The organism is Globicatella sp. HMSC072A10 (genome assembly GCF_001811625.1).
In the GTDB taxonomy this organism is placed as follows: Bacteria; Bacillota; Bacilli; order Lactobacillales; family Aerococcaceae; genus Globicatella; species Globicatella sanguinis.
The window spans coordinates 30,621-48,972 of the sequence record NZ_KV805633.1; the positions used below are offsets into that span (position 1 = coordinate 30,621).

Below are 18,352 nucleotides of genomic sequence, written 5' to 3' on the forward strand. Positions count from 1 at the left end.
TGCGTCTTAAAGACTTGTTTGAGACCTACTCAACTGTGCCGGGGTGGACAGACGAAGCGAAAGTTATTTCACTTTCTACTTCTGGTCCACTCACGTTTTTTTTATTGTATTTTAATTGATAATCCGTTAAAATATATGTACGTACAAATTGTAGATGGAGAGATTAAGCGATGAATTTACCAAAATACCAGCAAATAGCTGAAATTTTAAGAGAAGAAATAATAAAGGGAACTTATGCTGTCGGCAATGTGATTCCCACCGAAGCTAAATTACAGGAACAATTTGATGTTAGCCGACATACAATCAGACAAGCACTCTCAATTTTAATCAATGAAGGTTATTTACGCTCGGAAAAAGGATCGGGAACCTACGTAAAGAATCGTTTGATTGAGTCGACTAATAACAATCCAACACGAAAAATTGGTGTCATCACTACCTATCTGTCTGATTATATCTTCCCAAATATTATTAGAGGGATTGAAGAGGTACTACGACAAAATAATTACAGCCTTGTTTTAGCAAGTACCGATAATGATATTGTCCAAGAAGAAATTTGTCTAAAACGTATGTTGGATGAGGAAGTAGCTGGCTTAATTGTCGAACCAACAAAGAGTAATTTGTTCAATCCTAATATTGCTTACTATTCCAAATTTAAAGAACTGGGTATCCCCATATTATTTATTAATGCTCATTATGAAACACTCGATTTACCGTATATTGCGATGGATGATAGAAAAGCTGCTCAAAAAGCAACTGAATTTTGGCTTAAACAAGGAATCACGAATATTGGTTTAATTACTAAGATTGATGATTTACAAGGAAAATTAAGAATGAAAGGATTTATTAAAGCTTTTGAAGAAGAAGGCGTTAGTTTTAGTAAAGAGGCCATTCATACTTATACAACTGAAACACTCGATACAGCATTGGCTAATATTGCCAACCAAATCTTAAATGATGAAACGACGACTCGAACTTTTGTTTGCTATAATGATAAGGTGGCTTTAAAATTACAACAATTAGTAGCATCAAAGAGCCCTATTTTAGGAAGTAAACTACAATTATCCAGTCACGATAATTCCATCCTTTCAGTGGTAGGCGGTTTTAGTAGTGTCCAACATATAAAAGATGAATTAGGACGAATAGCGGCTAATAAAATGATCGAATCAATTGAAAAAAATAAAGTCATTGAGACGGAAATATTTGTAGGTGAATTAGTTGAGAGATAACAGTGATGTTATCTCTTTTTTGTACAAACAAATAAAAATCACCATTGACATGTACGTACAAAATATTTATAATTTATATTGTAAGGGGATACATTGTGTTTAAGAGGTGATTAAATGGAAATAAAAGAAAAATTATTGATCGGACATACAAGTTTAGGAATTGAATTCGGTTCTACTAGAATTAAAGCAATCTTAATCGATGACCAACAAAAATTACTAGCCGATAGTTCTTATCAATGGGAAAACCAATTAGTAGATGGTTTTTGGACGTATAGTCAAGATACCATCATTGAAGGACTACAAACTTGCTTTACCCATTTAAAAGCAGCAGTAAAAGATCAATATGGAGTAACCTTAACGAAGATTGGACAAATCGGCATTAGCGCGATGATGCATGGTTATTTACCTTTCGATGCTGAAGGAAATCTGTTAGTACCGTTTAGAACTTGGCGCAATAATAATACAACAGAAGCTGCCAAATTATTAACGGATGAATTTCATTTTAATATACCGGAACGTTGGAGCATCGCTCATTTGTATCAAGCAGTTTTGGATTCAGAACCCCATCTTTATGAATTAGATTTTATGACGACTTTAGCCGGATACATCCACTGGTTGCTTTCAGATAGAAAAGTACTAGGAGTAGGAGATGCTTCTGGGATGTTTCCAATTGATTCGACAACTCAACAGTATGATAAAGAAAAATTGATGCAGTTTGATAAATTGATTGAGAGCAAAGTATTTCCATGGCAGATTGAAATGGTATTGCCTGAAGTACTCATTGCGGGTCAAGATGCAGGGCAACTAACACAAGCGGGCGCTTTGTTGCTGGATCCAGAGGGTGATTTAGAGCCAGGAAGTCGTCTATGCCCTCCGGAAGGTGATGCAGGAACCGGCATGGTTGCGACCAATAGTGTGAGTCCGAAAACAGGTAATGTTTCAGCAGGTACTTCTATTTTTGCTATGATTGTACTCGCACAACCCTTGAGTCATATATATCCTGAGATTGATATGGTTACCACTCCAAGCGGAGATGATGTGGCAATGGTACATGCTAATAACTGTACCTCGGATATTAATGCTTGGGTAAATCTCTTCTATGAGTTTGCTCAAAAGGCGGGGAGTCCATTATCTCTTGATCAAACGTATACACTATTATTTAATCAAGCATTAGAAGGTGACCCAAACTGTGGTCAATTATTAAACTATGGACTGTTCTCAGGAGAAAATATTATCCAAATTGAAGAAGGTCGACCATTACTGGTCCGTCAACCTAACAGTCAATTTAACTTAGCGAATTTATTTAAATCTCAAATACTATCAGCTTTTAGTACACTGGCCATTGGGATGGAATTATTAACCCAAAATGAACAAATCGAGATTGATCAATTACTAGGTCATGGTGGTATCTTTACTACCCCTAAAGTGGCGCAAACTATTTTAGCTAATATTTTAAATATTCCCGTCACGGTTACAACAACTTCAAATGAAGGTGGTGCCTGGGGAATGGCGTTATTAGCCGATTATTTAAACCATGCTGATTTAGCTTTAAATGAGTATTTAGAAACAATTGTCTTTAAGGAAATAGAAAATGTTACCGTTCAGCCTGAAGGAGAAGAAGTCAAGAACGCAAAAGCCTATTTATCAAGTTATAAATTAGGATTACCAATCGAAAAAGCAGCCATTAGTTATTTTAAATCTTGAGGAGAATCAAATGTTAGAAGAATTAAAAAGAATCGTTTATGAAGAGAATTTAGAATTACCAAAAAGAGGCTTAATTAAATATACATGGGGGAATGTTAGTCAAGCCGACCATGAGCAAAAATTATTTGTCATTAAGCCTTCAGGAGTAGATTATGATGTGATGACACCAGAGGATATGGTTGTTTGTGATTTTGATGGAAATATCGTTGAAGGAACAAATCGACCTTCTTCTGATATGTTGACACATGCGGCCTTGTATCGTCATTATCCAGATATCGGAGGAGTTGTGCATACACATTCACCTTGGGCTGTCGTTTGGTCACAAGCAGGAAAAGATGTCTCATGCTTTGGTACCACTCATGCGGATACTTTTTATGGAACAGTCCCTTGTGCTCGTTATTTAACCTCAGAAGAAGTCGAAGCAGGTTATGAAGCCAATACAGGTGAAGTGATTGTTGAGACACTTACTGAACGTAAGATTCAACCCTTGGCAGTCCCCGGTATCTTATTAAAAGGGCATGGACCTTTTACATGGGGCAAAGATGCCAAAGATGCTGTGATGCATGCGGTTGTTTTAGAGGAAGTTTGTAAAATGAACTTTTATACAATGCAATTGAATTCTGATGCCCCAGAATTACCGAACTATATATTGGAAAAACATTATCAAAGAAAGCATGGAAAAGATGCCTACTATGGGCAAAAATAATGAAAGAGGGATGTAGATGTTAGAAGTATCAAATAAACAGTTTTGGTTAGTAGTAGGGTCACAACACTTATATGGACCAGAGGCATTAGAAGAGGTAAGAAAAGATGCCCGTACTATTGTTGATCACTTAAATAAAGAAGGTAATTTACCTTATCCTGTGGTTTTTCAAGAAGAATTAGCAGTGTCTGCTGATGTCATTACAAAATTAATGAAAGAAATTAATTATCGTGATGAAGTAGCTGGTGTCATTACTTGGATGCATACTTTCTCACCAGCAAAAATGTGGATTCGTGGAACTAAATTATTACAAAAACCATTATTACATTTAGCAACTCAATTTAATGAATCAATTCCATGGTCTACTATTGACATGGATTTTATGAACCTCAATCAATCAGCCCATGGCGATCGCGAGTATGGTTTTATTAATGCTCGTTTGCAAAAAAATAATGAAATCGTAGTCGGATATTGGAAAAATACAGAGGTTCAACAAAAAATTGCCCGTTGGATGGATTTAGCAGTAGCTTATGGTGAAAGTTTTAATTTAAAAGTGGCTCGTTTTGGTGATAACATGCGTAATGTTGGGGTAACTGAAGGAGATAAAGTGGAAGCCCAAATTCAATTAGGCTGGACTGTCGATTATTATGGAATCGGTGATTTGGTTGCCGTGGTGGAGAAGGTGACTGATGAAGAAGTCGATCAATTATTTGCTGAATATGAAAAGCTCTATGATTTTGATTATGCTGATTACGAAAAAGAGGTCTGGGAAAAACATGTTAAGACCCAAGCGCGTTATGAAATTGCCTTAAAACGTTTCTTAGATGAAGGTGGTTATACAGCATTTACTAGTAATTTTGAAGATCTATGGGGAATGGAACAATTACCAGGCTTAGCGGTTCAACGCTTAATGGCTCAAGGGTATGGTTTTGCGGGAGAAGGCGATTGGAAAACTGCCGCTTTAGATCGTTTCATGAAAGTAATGTCTCACAATACAGCTACAGGCTTCATGGAAGATTATACCTATGAATTAGCCGAAGGGAAGGAAGCTATTTTACAATCTCATATGCTAGAAGTCGATCCAAGCTTAGCAGTCAACAAGCCAAAAATATTAGTCGCACCGCTTGGCATTGGTGGGAAAGAAGATCCGGCCAGACTTGTATTTGACGGCAAAGCTGGTAATGGGGTTGTAGCTTCAATTGCCGATTTTGGGACACACTATAAATTATTAATCAATGAAGTTAAAGCCTTTACACCGGAAGAACCGGCACCTAAATTACCAGTCGCACGTGTGATGTGGGAAGTATTACCAAGCTTTAAGGAAGGTGTACACGCTTGGATTGAAGCAGGTGGAGGCCACCATACCGTTGTTTCATTAACTTTAACAACAGATCAATTAGTAGCATGGGCTAAGTTAGTTGGCTTGGAGTATGTGGTGATAAGATAGGGTTTTAATTATTAATTAGGCAGGCTATTTGTATCCGTTTGGAGAAATAGCCTATTATTTATCCTATTCTTTGTGAATTTTTTATATAACTATTGACATAAATTTATTGTTATTCTACAATATACTCATAAGTTAGTTTGTAGTACAAACTAACTAAAGATTTACGCAGTACTTATTGAGAGGAGTCAACAATGACTAATTATGATGATAAAAGCTACTTGGAAAAAGTAGATAAATGGTGGAGAGCAGCGAACTATATCTCTGTGGCACAGATGTATTTAAAAGATAATCCTTTATTACGTAAAGAGTTATCAAGTGAAGATGTAAAATTAACGCCAATTGGACACTGGGGGACTATTTCAGGTCAAAATTTTATTTATGCTCATTTGAATCGTGTAATTAACAAGTATGATTTAGATATGTTCTATATTGAAGGACCTGGACACGGTGGACAGGTGATGGTTTCAAATTCATTTATTGATGGATCGTATTCAGAACTATATCCAGAAATCACACCAGATGAAGCTGGCTTAAAACAATTATGTAAAATTTTCTCTTTTCCTGGAGGAATTGCTTCACATGCTGCGCCAGAAACGCCAGGGTCAATTCATGAAGGGGGAGAATTAGGTTATTCGCTTTCTCATGCTACCGGTGCGATTTTAGATAATCCAAATTTAATTGCAGCAACAGTGGTTGGAGATGGGGAAGCTGAGACAGGACCACTAGCAGCTGGATGGTTCTCAAATACATTTATCAACCCTGTGAATGACGGTGCTGTTTTACCCATTTTATATTTAAATGGTGGAAAAATTCATAATCCAACTATTTTAGAACGTAAAACTAATGAAGAATTAATGGATATGTTCAATGGATTGGGCTGGACCCCTATTTTTGTAGGTGGAACAGATCCTGAAGTGGTTCATCCGCAAATGGCCAAAAAATTAGATGAAGCAATTGAATTAATTAAAAATATTCAAACAGAAGCAAGAAAACAACCAGCGGAAGTAGCAACGCAAGCAAAATGGCCAGTACTTATTGTAAGAATCCCTAAAGGATGGACGGGGCCAAAAGAATGGAATGGTGAACCAATTGAAGGAGGTTTTAGAGCCCATCAAGTTCCAATTCCAGTTACAGGTAAAGATATGACGACTGCTCCATATTTGGTGGAATGGTTAGAATCTTATAAGCCTGAAGAATTATTCGATGAAAAAGGATATATTAAAGCAGAAATTCGTGCTCTTTCACCGAAAGGCCATCGTAGAATGTCAATGAATCCTGTAACGAATGCAGGAATCGTTGAAAAGATGAACACAGCCGATTGGAGACAACATGCGTTAGACATACGACAACCTGGTGAAATAATCGCACAAGATATGATTGAGTTAGGTAAATATGCGGCTGATTTAATAAAAGAAAATCCAAAAAACTTCCGTATCTTTGGACCAGATGAAACAAAATCTAATCGTCTACAACATGTATTTGATGCGACAAACCGCCAATGGTTAGGACGTGTGAATAAAGAATATGATGAATGGATTTCACCAGTTGGTCGTGTCATTGACTCACAATTATCCGAACACCAAGCAGAAGGATTCTTAGAAGGTTATGTCTTAACTGGACGTCATGGATTCTTTGCTTCATATGAATCATTCTTACGAGTAGTCGATTCAATGATTACCCAACATTTTAAATGGTTACGTAAGTCTAAAACACATGCACCATGGCGTAAAAATTATCCATCATTAAACTTGATTGCGACATCGACAGTATTTCAACAAGATCATAATGGTTATACACACCAAGATCCAGGTTTATTGACACATTTAGCTGAAAAAACACCTGAATTTATTCGTGAATATTTACCAGCGGATACCAATAGTTTATTAGCTGTAATGGATAAAGCTTTGCAAGACGAAGATAAAATTAATTTAATTGTTTCTTCAAAACATCCACGTCCGCAATTCTACTCAGCTGATGAAGCGCAAGAATTGGTAGAAAAAGGCTATAAAGTAATTGATTGGGCATCTACAGATAATGGGGAAACTCCAGATGTAGTCATTGCAGCGGCCGGTACGGAGCCAAATTTAGAAGCACTCGCAGCAATATCAATATTGAACAAAGCGTTCCCTGAAATGAAGATTCGCTTTATAAATATAGTCGATATATTAAAATTACGACATCCAGATGTTGATGCTAGAGGATTGACTGACGATGAGTTCAATAATCTATTTACCACTGATAAGCCGATTATCTTTGCTTTCCATGGTTATGAAGGTATGATTCGCGATATGTTCTTTAAACGTCAAAATCATCATATTTCAATCCACGGTTACCGTGAAAATGGGGATATTACCACACCATTTGATATGCGTGTATTATCAGAACTCGATCGTTTCCATTTAGCAAAAGATGCAGCTGAGGCTGTTTATGGTGATGCGGCAGGAGCGTTTAAAGAAAAAATGTTAGATACTGTTGCCTATCATACAGATTATATCCGTGAACATGGAAGTGATATTCCGGAAGTTTTAGATTGGAAATGGGAATCATTAACCAAATAAGGCTTTAATTTATTCTGTATCATGCATACGCCCTTTAGGTAATAATTGTTTACCTAAGGGGCTTGTTTATTTGGCTCAATGTCGAATTGGATGATTTAATGAATATTTGTCAATCCCCCTTGCCAATGATGGATTAATTTATTTCAAATAGCGATTTAACCGACTACGACTGATGTTTAATGCTTGTAAAGTTTTTTCTTTATTATTGCCAAATTCTTTTAATTTTGTTTGAATAATTTCTTGAATGTATTCATCTAGTTTAAGATTGTTGGTCACTGTTGCATCCTTGAGAAACGATTTTTTAAATTGATTCATTTGGACAATTTTGAGACTTTCTTTTACGCGATTTGTGGTCACACGAATTTCTTCATTTGAAGCAACAATCCATTTAATGACTGCTTCAAGCTGAGCAAAATTTAAGTGCCAATGATAAGATTCAAGCAGTTCAAGTGCAGGCTGATCATAATGAAAGATGGTTTTATCCATTATCAGACAATAATGATGCGTCATCAAGCGGATCATTACCTCAAAATCAACATACTCATTTAGATTGAGCATTCGTATGGGAAAAGATTGATAATAAATTGAATTTCGTACAACGGTATTTGACTCCTCAGTTTCATAAAGGTAAACACAATACGAAAGTTCATTTTGTAAGTTATTATTGACAACTTGTATTAATTTATCTTGGTCAAATTCGGACAGAAACTCAGTATGTTGAAAAATATAACGAGAATTGTATTGTGATAGCAAAATTGGAGCGAGGATCCACCAGTTTGAATCAAGTCGACGGCAATCAACTAGATAATAATTCTGAATGGTTAAATTATTGTGTTGACTGATTACTATCCCCATCAAGCTTTTTAAGGTATTCACATTACCATAGACAAAGAATGAGGAATAGTTCGAAGCAATTTTACTAAACTTTATATTATCTAAATATTTATTTAACACAGGTCGAAGGTAGTTATTTGGCAATAAGTCATTAAGTTTTGTTAGAGAATGAAGCGTTACTGCAGGATCTACGAGTTCAACAATATTTTGCTTTTTCTTTTTAGAATAAAGATGGTAAATTTCATTTTCAAAAACAAATTTATCTTCCTCTGTTTCATAATTTTGATTGGTTAAATCTAATATGGAAGGAGAAATAGGTAATTTAAAATGTAATGTTTCGTGTTCGAATAATAATTGTTGTTGATCATCATAAATTAAATAGTCAATTTGATTCTTAGTAAGTAAATACTTTAACAGTGAATTATAAAATTTTATTTTTTTAATAGGTAACATGACTTCAATGATATGTTTTATTAGACGATTGATGGTTTCGCTAGAGATCAGATAAGTTAAAGTTTCATAAGCAGTTAAGCGAGTAATTGGATATAAATAGGAATCAGTAATCAGTGTAAAATATTCTTTCTCGGATAATTTATTTAATTCATCCGTCAAATGATCCCACGAATGAATCGCAATGATGGGTATTGTGACATCGAGGGAGTCAACAACTTGTTTAGTTTCTTTATAAAGAGAATCAGTGGTATAAATAATCGTTTGATGCAAATTATGTTGACCTAACTTTATAGTCCTTAAGATATCCGTTGTATTTTCGCGTAAATAATAGGTTGGTAAGCCGGTTTCCTCAGCAATCGGTTGGTTAAAAATACCGTGAACTAGAAGGGCATCAAATTGATCGCGTGTACTTATTAAAAAGTTTTTTAAATTTTGATAACTCAAATTCTTTATTAGATAGTTAATTTCAGGAAAATCATGCATGACTTGTTGAATTTTAGTGATAATGGTTGAATCGCTACAAATAATTAAAAGATTAATTTTCATATTATACACCACCTGTTCGTTTTGAACAGATTATAGCATTTAAAGATGACGAAACAGGTTCATTTTTACAAAAATAAATTTAATTTTTGTAAACGTCAAAAAAGCTATTCAAAAAGAACCGATAATAGTCGTATTAAGTTGAAAATGCATCAGATATTAAAAAAAGATGAATAACAACACATTTATTTTTAATGATGTTTATATTAAGAATAAAAAATAATTTATAAAAAGTATTGACAATAACATTTGAAAACGTTACAATTTATTTAGTTAGTTTATTGGACAAACAAACCTAAAAAGAAGAGGAGAATGAAAAATGAGTTATTTCCCAGAGATTAGTCAAATTAAATACGAAGGCAAAGAAACCAATAATTTATTTGCTTTCCGTCACTATAACCCAGAAGAAGTGGTTTTAGGTAAAACAATGAAAGAGCACTTACGTTTTGCGGTTGCTTATTGGCATACCATGACCCAAGACGGTAGCGATCCATTTGGTAACCCGGTTAATGAACGTACTTGGTTTGGTGAAACACCAATGGATACAGCGCGTAATCGTGTAGAGGCTTTCTTTGAAATCTTAACAAAATTAGGGGTAGAATATTTCTGTTTCCACGATGTGGACATTGCACCAGAAGGTGATTCATTAGAAGAATTCTTCCAAAATTTAGATGAAATTACCGATTTAATTAAAGAGAAAATGGATGAAACAGGTATTAAATTATTATGGAATACCGCTAATATGTTCTCTCATCCACGCTATAACAATGGTGCAGCATCATCTAATAATGCAGATGTATTTGCTTATGCGGCAGCCCAAGTGAAAAAAGGCTTAGACATCAGTAAAAAATTAGGTGGCGAAAACTATGTATTCTGGGGTGGTCGTGAAGGCTACGAGTCATTATTAAATACTGATATGGCATTAGAACAAGATAATATTGCGCGTTTATTCAAAATGGCGATTGCTTATGGCGAAAAAATTGGTCATAAACCACAATTCTTAATTGAACCAAAACCAAAAGAACCATCAAAACATCAATATGACTTTGATGCAGCAACTACTATGGCCTTTATTCAAAAATATGGTTTAGAAGGAGACTTCAAATTAAACTTAGAAGCTAACCACGCGACATTAGCAGGTCATACTTTTGAACATGAATTAAATGTTGCACGTAATTATCAAGCATTAGGATCAATTGATGCCAACCAAGGTGATTTATTATTAGGCTGGGATACAGATGAATTCCCAACAAATGTGTATGATACGGCCTTTACCATGTATGAGATCCTAGAAAATGGTGGTATTGCACCGGGTGGTATTAACTTTGATGCGAAAGTAAGACGATCATCACATAAAATGGAAGACTTATTATTAGCGCATATTGCCGGAATGGATACCTATGCACGTGGCTTAAAAGCGGCAGCGAAATTAAAAGAAACACGTTACTTAGATGAATTACGTGAAAACCGCTATGCAAGTTATACTGAAGGAATTGGTAAACGCATTGTAGATGGAGCAGAAGATTTAGAAAGCTTAACCGCTTATGCTTTAGAAAATCAAGATATTCATTTAGAATCAAGTCATTTAGAAGTTGTGAAGTCTCGTTTAAACGATTTATTGTTCTAATTTAGCTGTAAAGGAGTGGAGTGATGGAAAAATGTCAAATTTAAAAAAAGAACTAAAAAGAGACTGGCCAATATATACGATGCTTATAGTACCATTTATTTTCTTAATTGTATTCAGATATTTGCCAATGTTTGGGAATGTGATAGCGTTTAGAAAATTTGTCCCAGGAGGGAGTATTTTCGGAGAAGAGTGGGTAGGTACTCACTATATAAAAATGTTTATTAAAGACGCGACATTTTGGAGAGTTTTTAAAAATACTTTAACGTTAGGTATAATAACTCTAATTTTCACATTTCCACTACCAATTATTTTCGCTTTAATGTTGAATGAAGTTGCTAGTAAAAAATTCAAAAAATTTATTCAAACAGCCTCATATTTACCACATTTTCTTTCGACGGTAATAGTAGCAGGTATTTTATTAGAATTATTAGCAACAAACGGTTCAGTCAATAATTTTGTAGAGCTTATTACAGGGCAACGCATTAATTTTATTCAAGATCCAAAATGGTTTAGAACAATTTATGTAGGTTCTGAGATTTGGCAAAGAACGGGGTACGGCGCAATCCTATATTTAGCTGCCTTAACTAATATTGATGAAAGTTTATATGAAGCAGCAAAAATGGATGGAGCTAACAGATGGAAACAAACCTTATATGTTACTCTACCTGGAATTCTGCCTACCATTGTAACTGTATTTATATTAAATGTCGGAAGTTTTATGGCAGTTGGATTTGAAAAAATATTATTAATTTATAATCCGCTTACTTATTCAACAGGTGATGTTATCTCTACTTATTTATATCGCGTTGGTTTACAATCTAATAATTTCAGTTATGCAACAGCTATTGGACTTTTTGAGTCATTAATTGGCTTGACTTTAGTTTTAAGTTCTAATGCCTTATCTAGAAAACTAGTAAAACGTAGTTTATGGTAGGAGGAAAAAAATGAAAGAAAGTAAACAATATAAGATTTTTAAATACTTTAATAATATACTTTTACTTTTGATTGTGTTTTTAACATTGTATCCAGTATTAAATATTGTTGCAAAATCCTTTAGCTCAGAAGGGTATATAAATTCAGGACAGGTGGGTATTTTTCCTAAAGGATTTAATTTAACGACATATAAATTAATTATTTCCGATAAATGGTTTTGGCTAAACTATAAAAATACAGTTGTTTATACAGTAGTAGGAACCTTTATCTCTCTGGTTCTAACGACTTTACTGGCATATGGTTTATCAAAACCTAATTTGAGATTTAGAGGAATTCTTATTGGAATTGCAGTTTTCACTATGTTCTTTGGAGGAGGTCTCGTACCAAATTATGTATTAATACGTGAGTTAGGATTAATGAATACAATGTGGGCCGTTGTACTTCCCGGAGCAATAAGTATATATAATATGCTTATAATGAAATCTTTCTTTGAAGGAATTCCCAAGGAGTTAGAAGAAGCTGCCTCAATTGATGGTTTAGGTCAATTTAGAATTCTTTGGAATATAATTCTTCCGTTGAGTAAACCTATTATTGCGACTATGGTCTTATTTTATGCGGTATCATATTGGAATTCTTGGTTCTCTGCATTTTTATATTTTGATAAAAAGGAATTGTTTCCCGTGACGTTATACCTTAGAAATCTTATTAAAGGAGCAACTGGTGCGATGGATGCTGGTGCGTCCAATGCGGATAGTCTTTCTCAGATTAATGCTAATATTAAATCTGTAACTATGGTACTAACTATTCTTCCAATTGTTACAATTTATCCTTTTGTACAGAAATATTTTGTTAGTGGAATTATGTTGGGATCAGTAAAACAATAAAGAAGAAAGGAGTATATTTAAGAATAAGATTGATCTCATTTGTAAAAAAATTTAGGAGGATTTTTATGAAAAAAATATTTAAAAAAGTATTAGTAAGTGCTAGCTCGATAATGATTGCTAGTTCAATGTTTTTAACGTCCAATGCTGGTATAAATGCACAAGAGTTATCGATGACAGGTGCTATGGAAAATTATACGGCAGAAGATCAATTTAAAGCGACTGAACCCGTTACATTTTCTTTTCTTTATCGAGACCATCCAAATTATCCATTAAATACAGAATGGCTTTTCTTCACTAAGTTAGAGGAAATGACCAATGTAAAATTAGATTTAACTATTGCTCCAATGTCTGATTATGAACAACGACGTAGTTTATTGATAAGTGCTGGAGATGCACCGATGATTATTGGTAATACTTATGCGGGAATGGAAACACCTTTTGTTAGTTCTGGAGCGATTTTACCGATTAGTGATTATTTAGATTATTTGCCTCATTTTACCAAACGTATTGAAGAGTGGGGATTACAAGAAGAAATTGATGCACTTAGACAATTAGATGGGAAATTTTATATTTTACCGGGCTTACATGAGTCAATTAAGCATGACTATACTTTGGCATTAAGAACAGATATTTTAGAAGAATTAGGTTTGGAAGAACCAAAAACATGGGAAGAAGTACACCAAACATTAACTAAAATTAAAGAAGCTTACCCTGATTCATATCCTTTATCTGATAGATTTAAAGGTAATTCTTTATTAAATTATATGGCTAGCTCTTATGAGACAGTGGCCGGATGGGGATTTGGTCAAGGTGTGGTATTTAATAAAGAAGAGGATAAATTTGAATACGCACCGACAACTCAAAACTACCGTGATATGCTACAAGTACTTTCAAGTATGATGAAAGATGGGTTAATTGATCCGGAATCATTTACACAAGAAGATGATCAAGCTATTCAAAAACTAGCTAATGAAAAGAGTTTTGCTATTTCGACCAACTCACAAAATCTGTTTGAATACCGTAGTGCATTAGATGCAACGGTAGGTGAAGGAAATTATGAAATAAAAAAAATTATGAATCCATCATCTCCTTATGGTGATCAGGTTGGAGGAACTCGCTTAGAAAATGGGATTATGATTTCCGCTAAAGCAGTTGAATCACCAAATTTTGTTGCGCTATTACAATTTGTAGATTGGTTATATTACTCAGATGAAGGGCAAGAATTCGCACGTTGGGGTGTAGAAGGTGTAACTTATAATAAGGATGAAAATGGCAAACGCACTTTATCAGAAAATGTAGACTGGGCTGGATTAAATCCTAAAGGAGAAGAACAACTGAATGCTGACTATGGATTCTCCAATGGTGTATTTACATATGGTGGTAAAGCTGAGTTAATTCAATCGGTAATGGTAGAAGAAGAGATTGAATTTCAAAAATTAATGAATGAAAATAAAACGCTTCCTGATATTGCTCCAGCATGGCCGTTAGAAGAATCGGTAAGAGAACAATTTACATTATTGGCGACACCATTAAAAGATGCTACTGACCAAGCAACACTACAATTTATATTAGGAAATCGTTCGTTGGAAGACTATGAAATGTTTATTGAGGAACTGAAAGGTTTAGGTTTAGATCAATATATGGAAATGGTTAATACTGCTTATCAAAATGCAAAGAATGTTGAATAATAATTAACTGATTGATAGTAAGCCGTCTTCGGGTGGGAAGACGGCTTATTTTGTAGAAGAAAGAGAGGTGAATAAAAGTGAATGGAAATTGGGAGCAAAATAAAATTAATAAAGTTAGTAATTTTATTTTTAAAAATATTTGGCCAATTCTTATTAGTTTTCTTTTTAGTTTACCTGTAGTTTTCTGTTCTATAATAATACCCTTTGAAATATTGAAAATACTTATCTTTGCTTTTTTAGGACCTGTAATCTATGGCTTAAAAAAATACTACTATAAAATGTCTGATGATACTGAATTAATCGATTTTTTTAATGCAGTAAAAAAATTTTTTTTAAGAGGATTTATTGTATCCTTGATATACTTGTTACTTGTATGTTTATTTCTATTCAATATTAATTACTATAGTCAGATGAATATTTATTATGTGTCAAATTTATTTGTTGTTTTGACATTTATTTCATTATTATTTTACATTTATTTTTTAATGATTGATGTCCATTTTTCTTTTAGGATGTTAGATATCTTTAGGTTAATAATATATTATTTATTTTCTTTTATTAGAAATACTATAAGCACTGTTCTATTACTTTTTATAATGTTATATATGATTGTTAAAATTCCAGATACGATGATGTTCTTAGTTGTTTTTTTGATTTTTGTTTTTATCTTTTATATAAATAAAAATATTATTTTTGATATTCAAAATAAATTTATAAAGGAGAAGTAACATGGGAAAAATTTTTTTTGGTGGAGATTACAATCCACAACAATGGCCAGAATCAGTTTGGAATGACGATATGGTATTGTTTGAAGAAGCAAATATTGACACAGTTACAGTAGGAGTATTTATGTGGGGAAGACTACAATCTGATGAATATACCTATGACTTTAGTATGCTAGATAGAATAATGAAAAGATTAAAAAATGAAAATAAAAATGTTATCCTTGCCACAGCTACCGCAGCTCATCCAGCATGGTTAGCAAGAAAATATCCAGATGTTACTCGGGTTGATTTTCTAGGAAGAAAACATACTTTTGGGCAACGTCATAATTCAAACCCAAATAGTAAAAATTATCAACATTATGCTAAAATCTTGGTAAGAAAAATAGCTGATCGTTACAAAGATTATGAAAATATTGTTGCTTGGCATATAAATAATGAATATGGGGGATTTGATTATAGTGAAGAAAGTTTAATTGAATTTAGATTATGGTTAAAAAAGAAATATCAAAGTATAGAACTGTTAAATGAAAAGTGGAATACTGATTTTTGGTCTCATAATTATTATAGTTGGGATGATATCGTTTTTCCTAATGCTCTTTCAGAGCACTATGGTGATAATCCTAATATTACTGCTTATCAGTCACTGACATTGGATTATATGCGATTTAATTCTGATAGTCTTTTAAACAATTTTTTAATGGAAAAAGAAATAATTAAGGAAATTACCCCTCATATACCTGTTACAACGAATTTAATGGGGATGTATAAACCTTTAGATTATTTTAAGTGGGGAAAAGAAATGGATATTGTTTCTTGGGACAATTATCCACCTAATATGCAATCCCAATCACGAATGGCTTTAACTCATGACCTGATGCGTGGTATAAATGGAGGGAAACAGTTTTGGTTAATGGAGCAAACACCTTCCATGACAGCCTGTAGAGGATCAAACCCTGTTAAACCACCTGGGGTAATGCGATTGTGGTCTTATCAAGCTTTAGCACATGGTTCAAATACGGTTTTATTTTTCCAAATGAGGCAGAATCGCAACCAGTCTGAGAAGTATCATGGCGCCATTATAGATCATTCTGGAAGAAATGATACAAGAACCTTTAAAGAAGTCGTTAAATTAGGGCATGAACTTGAAAAATTTGAACCGACATTTCTAAAATCTAACAAAGATTCAAAAGTAGCTATTATATTTGATTGGGATAGTTGGTGGGCTGTTGAAATGTCTGATGGACCCACACGATACCTTGATTATCAACAAGAGATGGTAAAAATATACAATCAATTTTTCGAAAGAAATATATCGATTGATGTTATTAGTAAAGATGATAATTTTTCAAAATATGAATTAATTATCGCACCATATTTGCATATGGTTCCTCAAACGTATCAAGAAAAATTTGAAAAATATGTTGAGTCTGGAGGAAATTTAGTTTTGACGTGCCTTTCTGGAATTGTCGATGAATATGATAATGCTTATATGGATATTAAGCCTGGAATATTTAAAAATTTAGCAGGAATAAGAATTGATGAAACGGATTCTCAAGAACTTGATATAGTGAATCGAATAATTACAAACGATAATCAAGATATTGGTCAATGTTCTATGATATTTGACATTATTCAGCTAGATGGAGCAATGCCAATTTATTACTATGGTGATAATTTCTATAAAAATACTCCCGTAGTTACAAAAAATAAATATCAAGATGGTTTTTGTTGGTATGTCGGCAGTGTATTAGATGACTTTACATGGGACGCAACAATGACTATGGTACTTAAGGAATGTAATATTTCTCATATTGAGACACCAAAAAACGTAGAAGTTTCGATTAGATATTTCGAAGAAAATAGTTGGGTCTTTGTGATGAATCATAACCAATATGAAACAGAGATCGTCAGTTTATGGACAGGTGTAGATATTTTATCAGGTAGGACTTTTAAAAAAGGAGATGTGCTGAAAATTAAAGCTTCTGATTTGGTAATTATTAAGGAATAATCATAAATTATAAGGAGGATAAAATGTTAAAGGATAAATACAAAGGATATTTTGATATTGGGTGTTCGGTAAATGAGGAGTCTTTATCAAAAAATTATGATTTTATTCATCGACATTATAATTCGATTACATTAGAAAATGAAATGAAAATTGAAAGGATTCTTCCAGAAGAAGGTATTTATCAATTTAGTTTTCCGGATAAGGTTGTCGAATATGTTAATAAGTATTCGATGCGTTTACGTGGACATACTTTAGTATGGCATAATCAGAATCCCGACTGGTTATTTAAAAACGGTAATAAATTAGTTACAAAAGAAGTACTTCAAGATAGAATGAAAGAATATTTTAAAGCCATTATGAATCATTTTGCAAGTTCAGTCTATGCTTGGGATGTGGTGAATGAAGCAGTTGAAGATAAATCAGGAAAATTATTACGAGCTAGTCCATGGTTAGAAGTGTTAGGTGAAAATTTTATCTACGACGCCTTTGTTTTAGCTCACGAAATTCAGCCAGATGCACAACTATATTATAACGATTACAATGAGACTGATCCAATGAAACGTGAAAAAATATATCAACTAGTTAAAAGTTTAAAAAAAAAAGGAGCTCCTATCCATGGGATTGGGATGCAGGGGCATTGGAATTTATATGGCCCCTCGATTGATGAAATACGAAGAACGATTGAATTATATGCTTCATTAGATGTACGTCTCCAAGTTACAGAGTTGGATATGTCAGTTTATGCCTACACTGATCGTCGTACAGACTTAAAACAGTTAGATAAAAGATTATCCACTTTACAAGCTGACCGCTATGAAAAAATTTTTGAACTGTTTCGTGAGTATCAAGATGTCATTGACGCAGTAACATTTTGGGCAGTAACAGATGATTACACTTGGTTGGATAATTTTCCGGTCTTTGGTAGGAAAAATTGGCCGACAGTTTTTGACGAAAAAGCACAACCAAAAGAGTCTTATCATCGCATTATGAATTTTTAAATCATTATTGGAGGTAGAATA

At 33.6% G+C, this 18,352-nt stretch carries 13 protein-coding genes; 12 read left to right on the forward strand and 1 reads right to left on the reverse strand.

The window, feature by feature from the left end; translation table 11 throughout:
* Positions 1-170 precede the first annotated feature (170 nt).
* From HMPREF2811_RS01745 to HMPREF2811_RS01765, 5 genes are all read left to right on the forward strand, one after another.
* Positions 171-1,226 carry a GntR family transcriptional regulator gene (locus HMPREF2811_RS01745; RefSeq protein WP_071407839.1) on the forward strand — a complete coding sequence of 352 codons (1,056 nt, stop codon included), beginning with the start codon at positions 171-173 and terminating at the stop codon, positions 1,224-1,226.
* 114 nt (positions 1,227-1,340) lie between these two features.
* Complete coding sequence (locus tag HMPREF2811_RS01750; RefSeq protein WP_071407840.1) at positions 1,341-2,930, forward strand: xylulokinase; 1,590 nt, start codon at positions 1,341-1,343, stop codon at positions 2,928-2,930.
* Positions 2,931-2,940: 10 nt separating this feature from the next.
* Complete coding sequence (locus tag HMPREF2811_RS01755; protein WP_066124883.1) at positions 2,941-3,636, forward strand: L-ribulose-5-phosphate 4-epimerase; 696 nt, start codon at positions 2,941-2,943, stop codon at positions 3,634-3,636.
* 16 nt (positions 3,637-3,652) lie between these two features.
* Positions 3,653-5,080, forward strand: coding sequence for an L-arabinose isomerase (araA, locus tag HMPREF2811_RS01760; protein ID WP_071407841.1), 1,428 nt, complete (start codon positions 3,653-3,655; stop codon positions 5,078-5,080).
* A 191-nt stretch (positions 5,081-5,271) separates the two neighbouring features.
* A complete protein-coding gene (locus tag HMPREF2811_RS01765; protein ID WP_071407842.1) occupies positions 5,272-7,638 on the forward strand; it encodes a phosphoketolase family protein in 2,367 nt (788 codons plus the stop codon).
* Positions 7,639-7,776: 138 nt separating this feature from the next.
* On the opposite strand, the gene HMPREF2811_RS01770 is transcribed toward HMPREF2811_RS01765, so the two are convergent.
* Positions 7,777-9,471 (reverse strand): transcriptional regulator, encoded by a 1,695-nt coding sequence (locus HMPREF2811_RS01770; RefSeq protein WP_071407843.1) that lies wholly within the window; start codon positions 9,469-9,471, stop codon positions 7,777-7,779.
* Between the two features lie 316 nt (positions 9,472-9,787).
* Between HMPREF2811_RS01770 and xylA the strand changes: the two genes are divergently transcribed.
* From xylA to HMPREF2811_RS01805, 7 genes are all read left to right on the forward strand, one after another.
* Entirely contained in the window at positions 9,788-11,095 is a 1,308-nt protein-coding gene (gene xylA / locus HMPREF2811_RS01775) for a xylose isomerase (protein ID WP_071407844.1), read from the forward strand.
* A 31-nt stretch (positions 11,096-11,126) separates the two neighbouring features.
* The gene (locus HMPREF2811_RS01780) at positions 11,127-12,029 is read left to right on the forward strand and encodes an ABC transporter permease (protein WP_071407845.1); all 903 of its coding nucleotides are present in this window, start codon (positions 11,127-11,129) and stop codon (positions 12,027-12,029) included.
* Positions 12,030-12,039: 10 nt separating this feature from the next.
* Positions 12,040-12,912 carry a carbohydrate ABC transporter permease gene (locus HMPREF2811_RS01785; protein WP_071407846.1) on the forward strand — a complete coding sequence of 291 codons (873 nt, stop codon included), beginning with the start codon at positions 12,040-12,042 and terminating at the stop codon, positions 12,910-12,912.
* Positions 12,913-12,977: 65 nt separating this feature from the next.
* Positions 12,978-14,600 (forward strand): ABC transporter substrate-binding protein, encoded by a 1,623-nt coding sequence (locus HMPREF2811_RS01790; RefSeq protein WP_071407847.1) that lies wholly within the window; start codon positions 12,978-12,980, stop codon positions 14,598-14,600.
* A 77-nt stretch (positions 14,601-14,677) separates the two neighbouring features.
* Complete coding sequence (locus HMPREF2811_RS01795) at positions 14,678-15,328, forward strand: YesL family protein (protein ID WP_071407848.1); 651 nt, start codon at positions 14,678-14,680, stop codon at positions 15,326-15,328.
* Position 15,329: 1 nt separating this feature from the next.
* Positions 15,330-17,333 (forward strand): beta-galactosidase, encoded by a 2,004-nt coding sequence (locus HMPREF2811_RS01800; RefSeq protein WP_071407849.1) that lies wholly within the window; start codon positions 15,330-15,332, stop codon positions 17,331-17,333.
* A gap of 23 nt (positions 17,334-17,356) precedes the next feature.
* Positions 17,357-18,331: an endo-1,4-beta-xylanase gene (locus HMPREF2811_RS01805; RefSeq protein WP_071407850.1), complete on the forward strand. Its 975-nt coding sequence runs from the start codon at positions 17,357-17,359 to the stop codon at positions 18,329-18,331.
* Positions 18,332-18,352 lie beyond the last annotated feature (21 nt).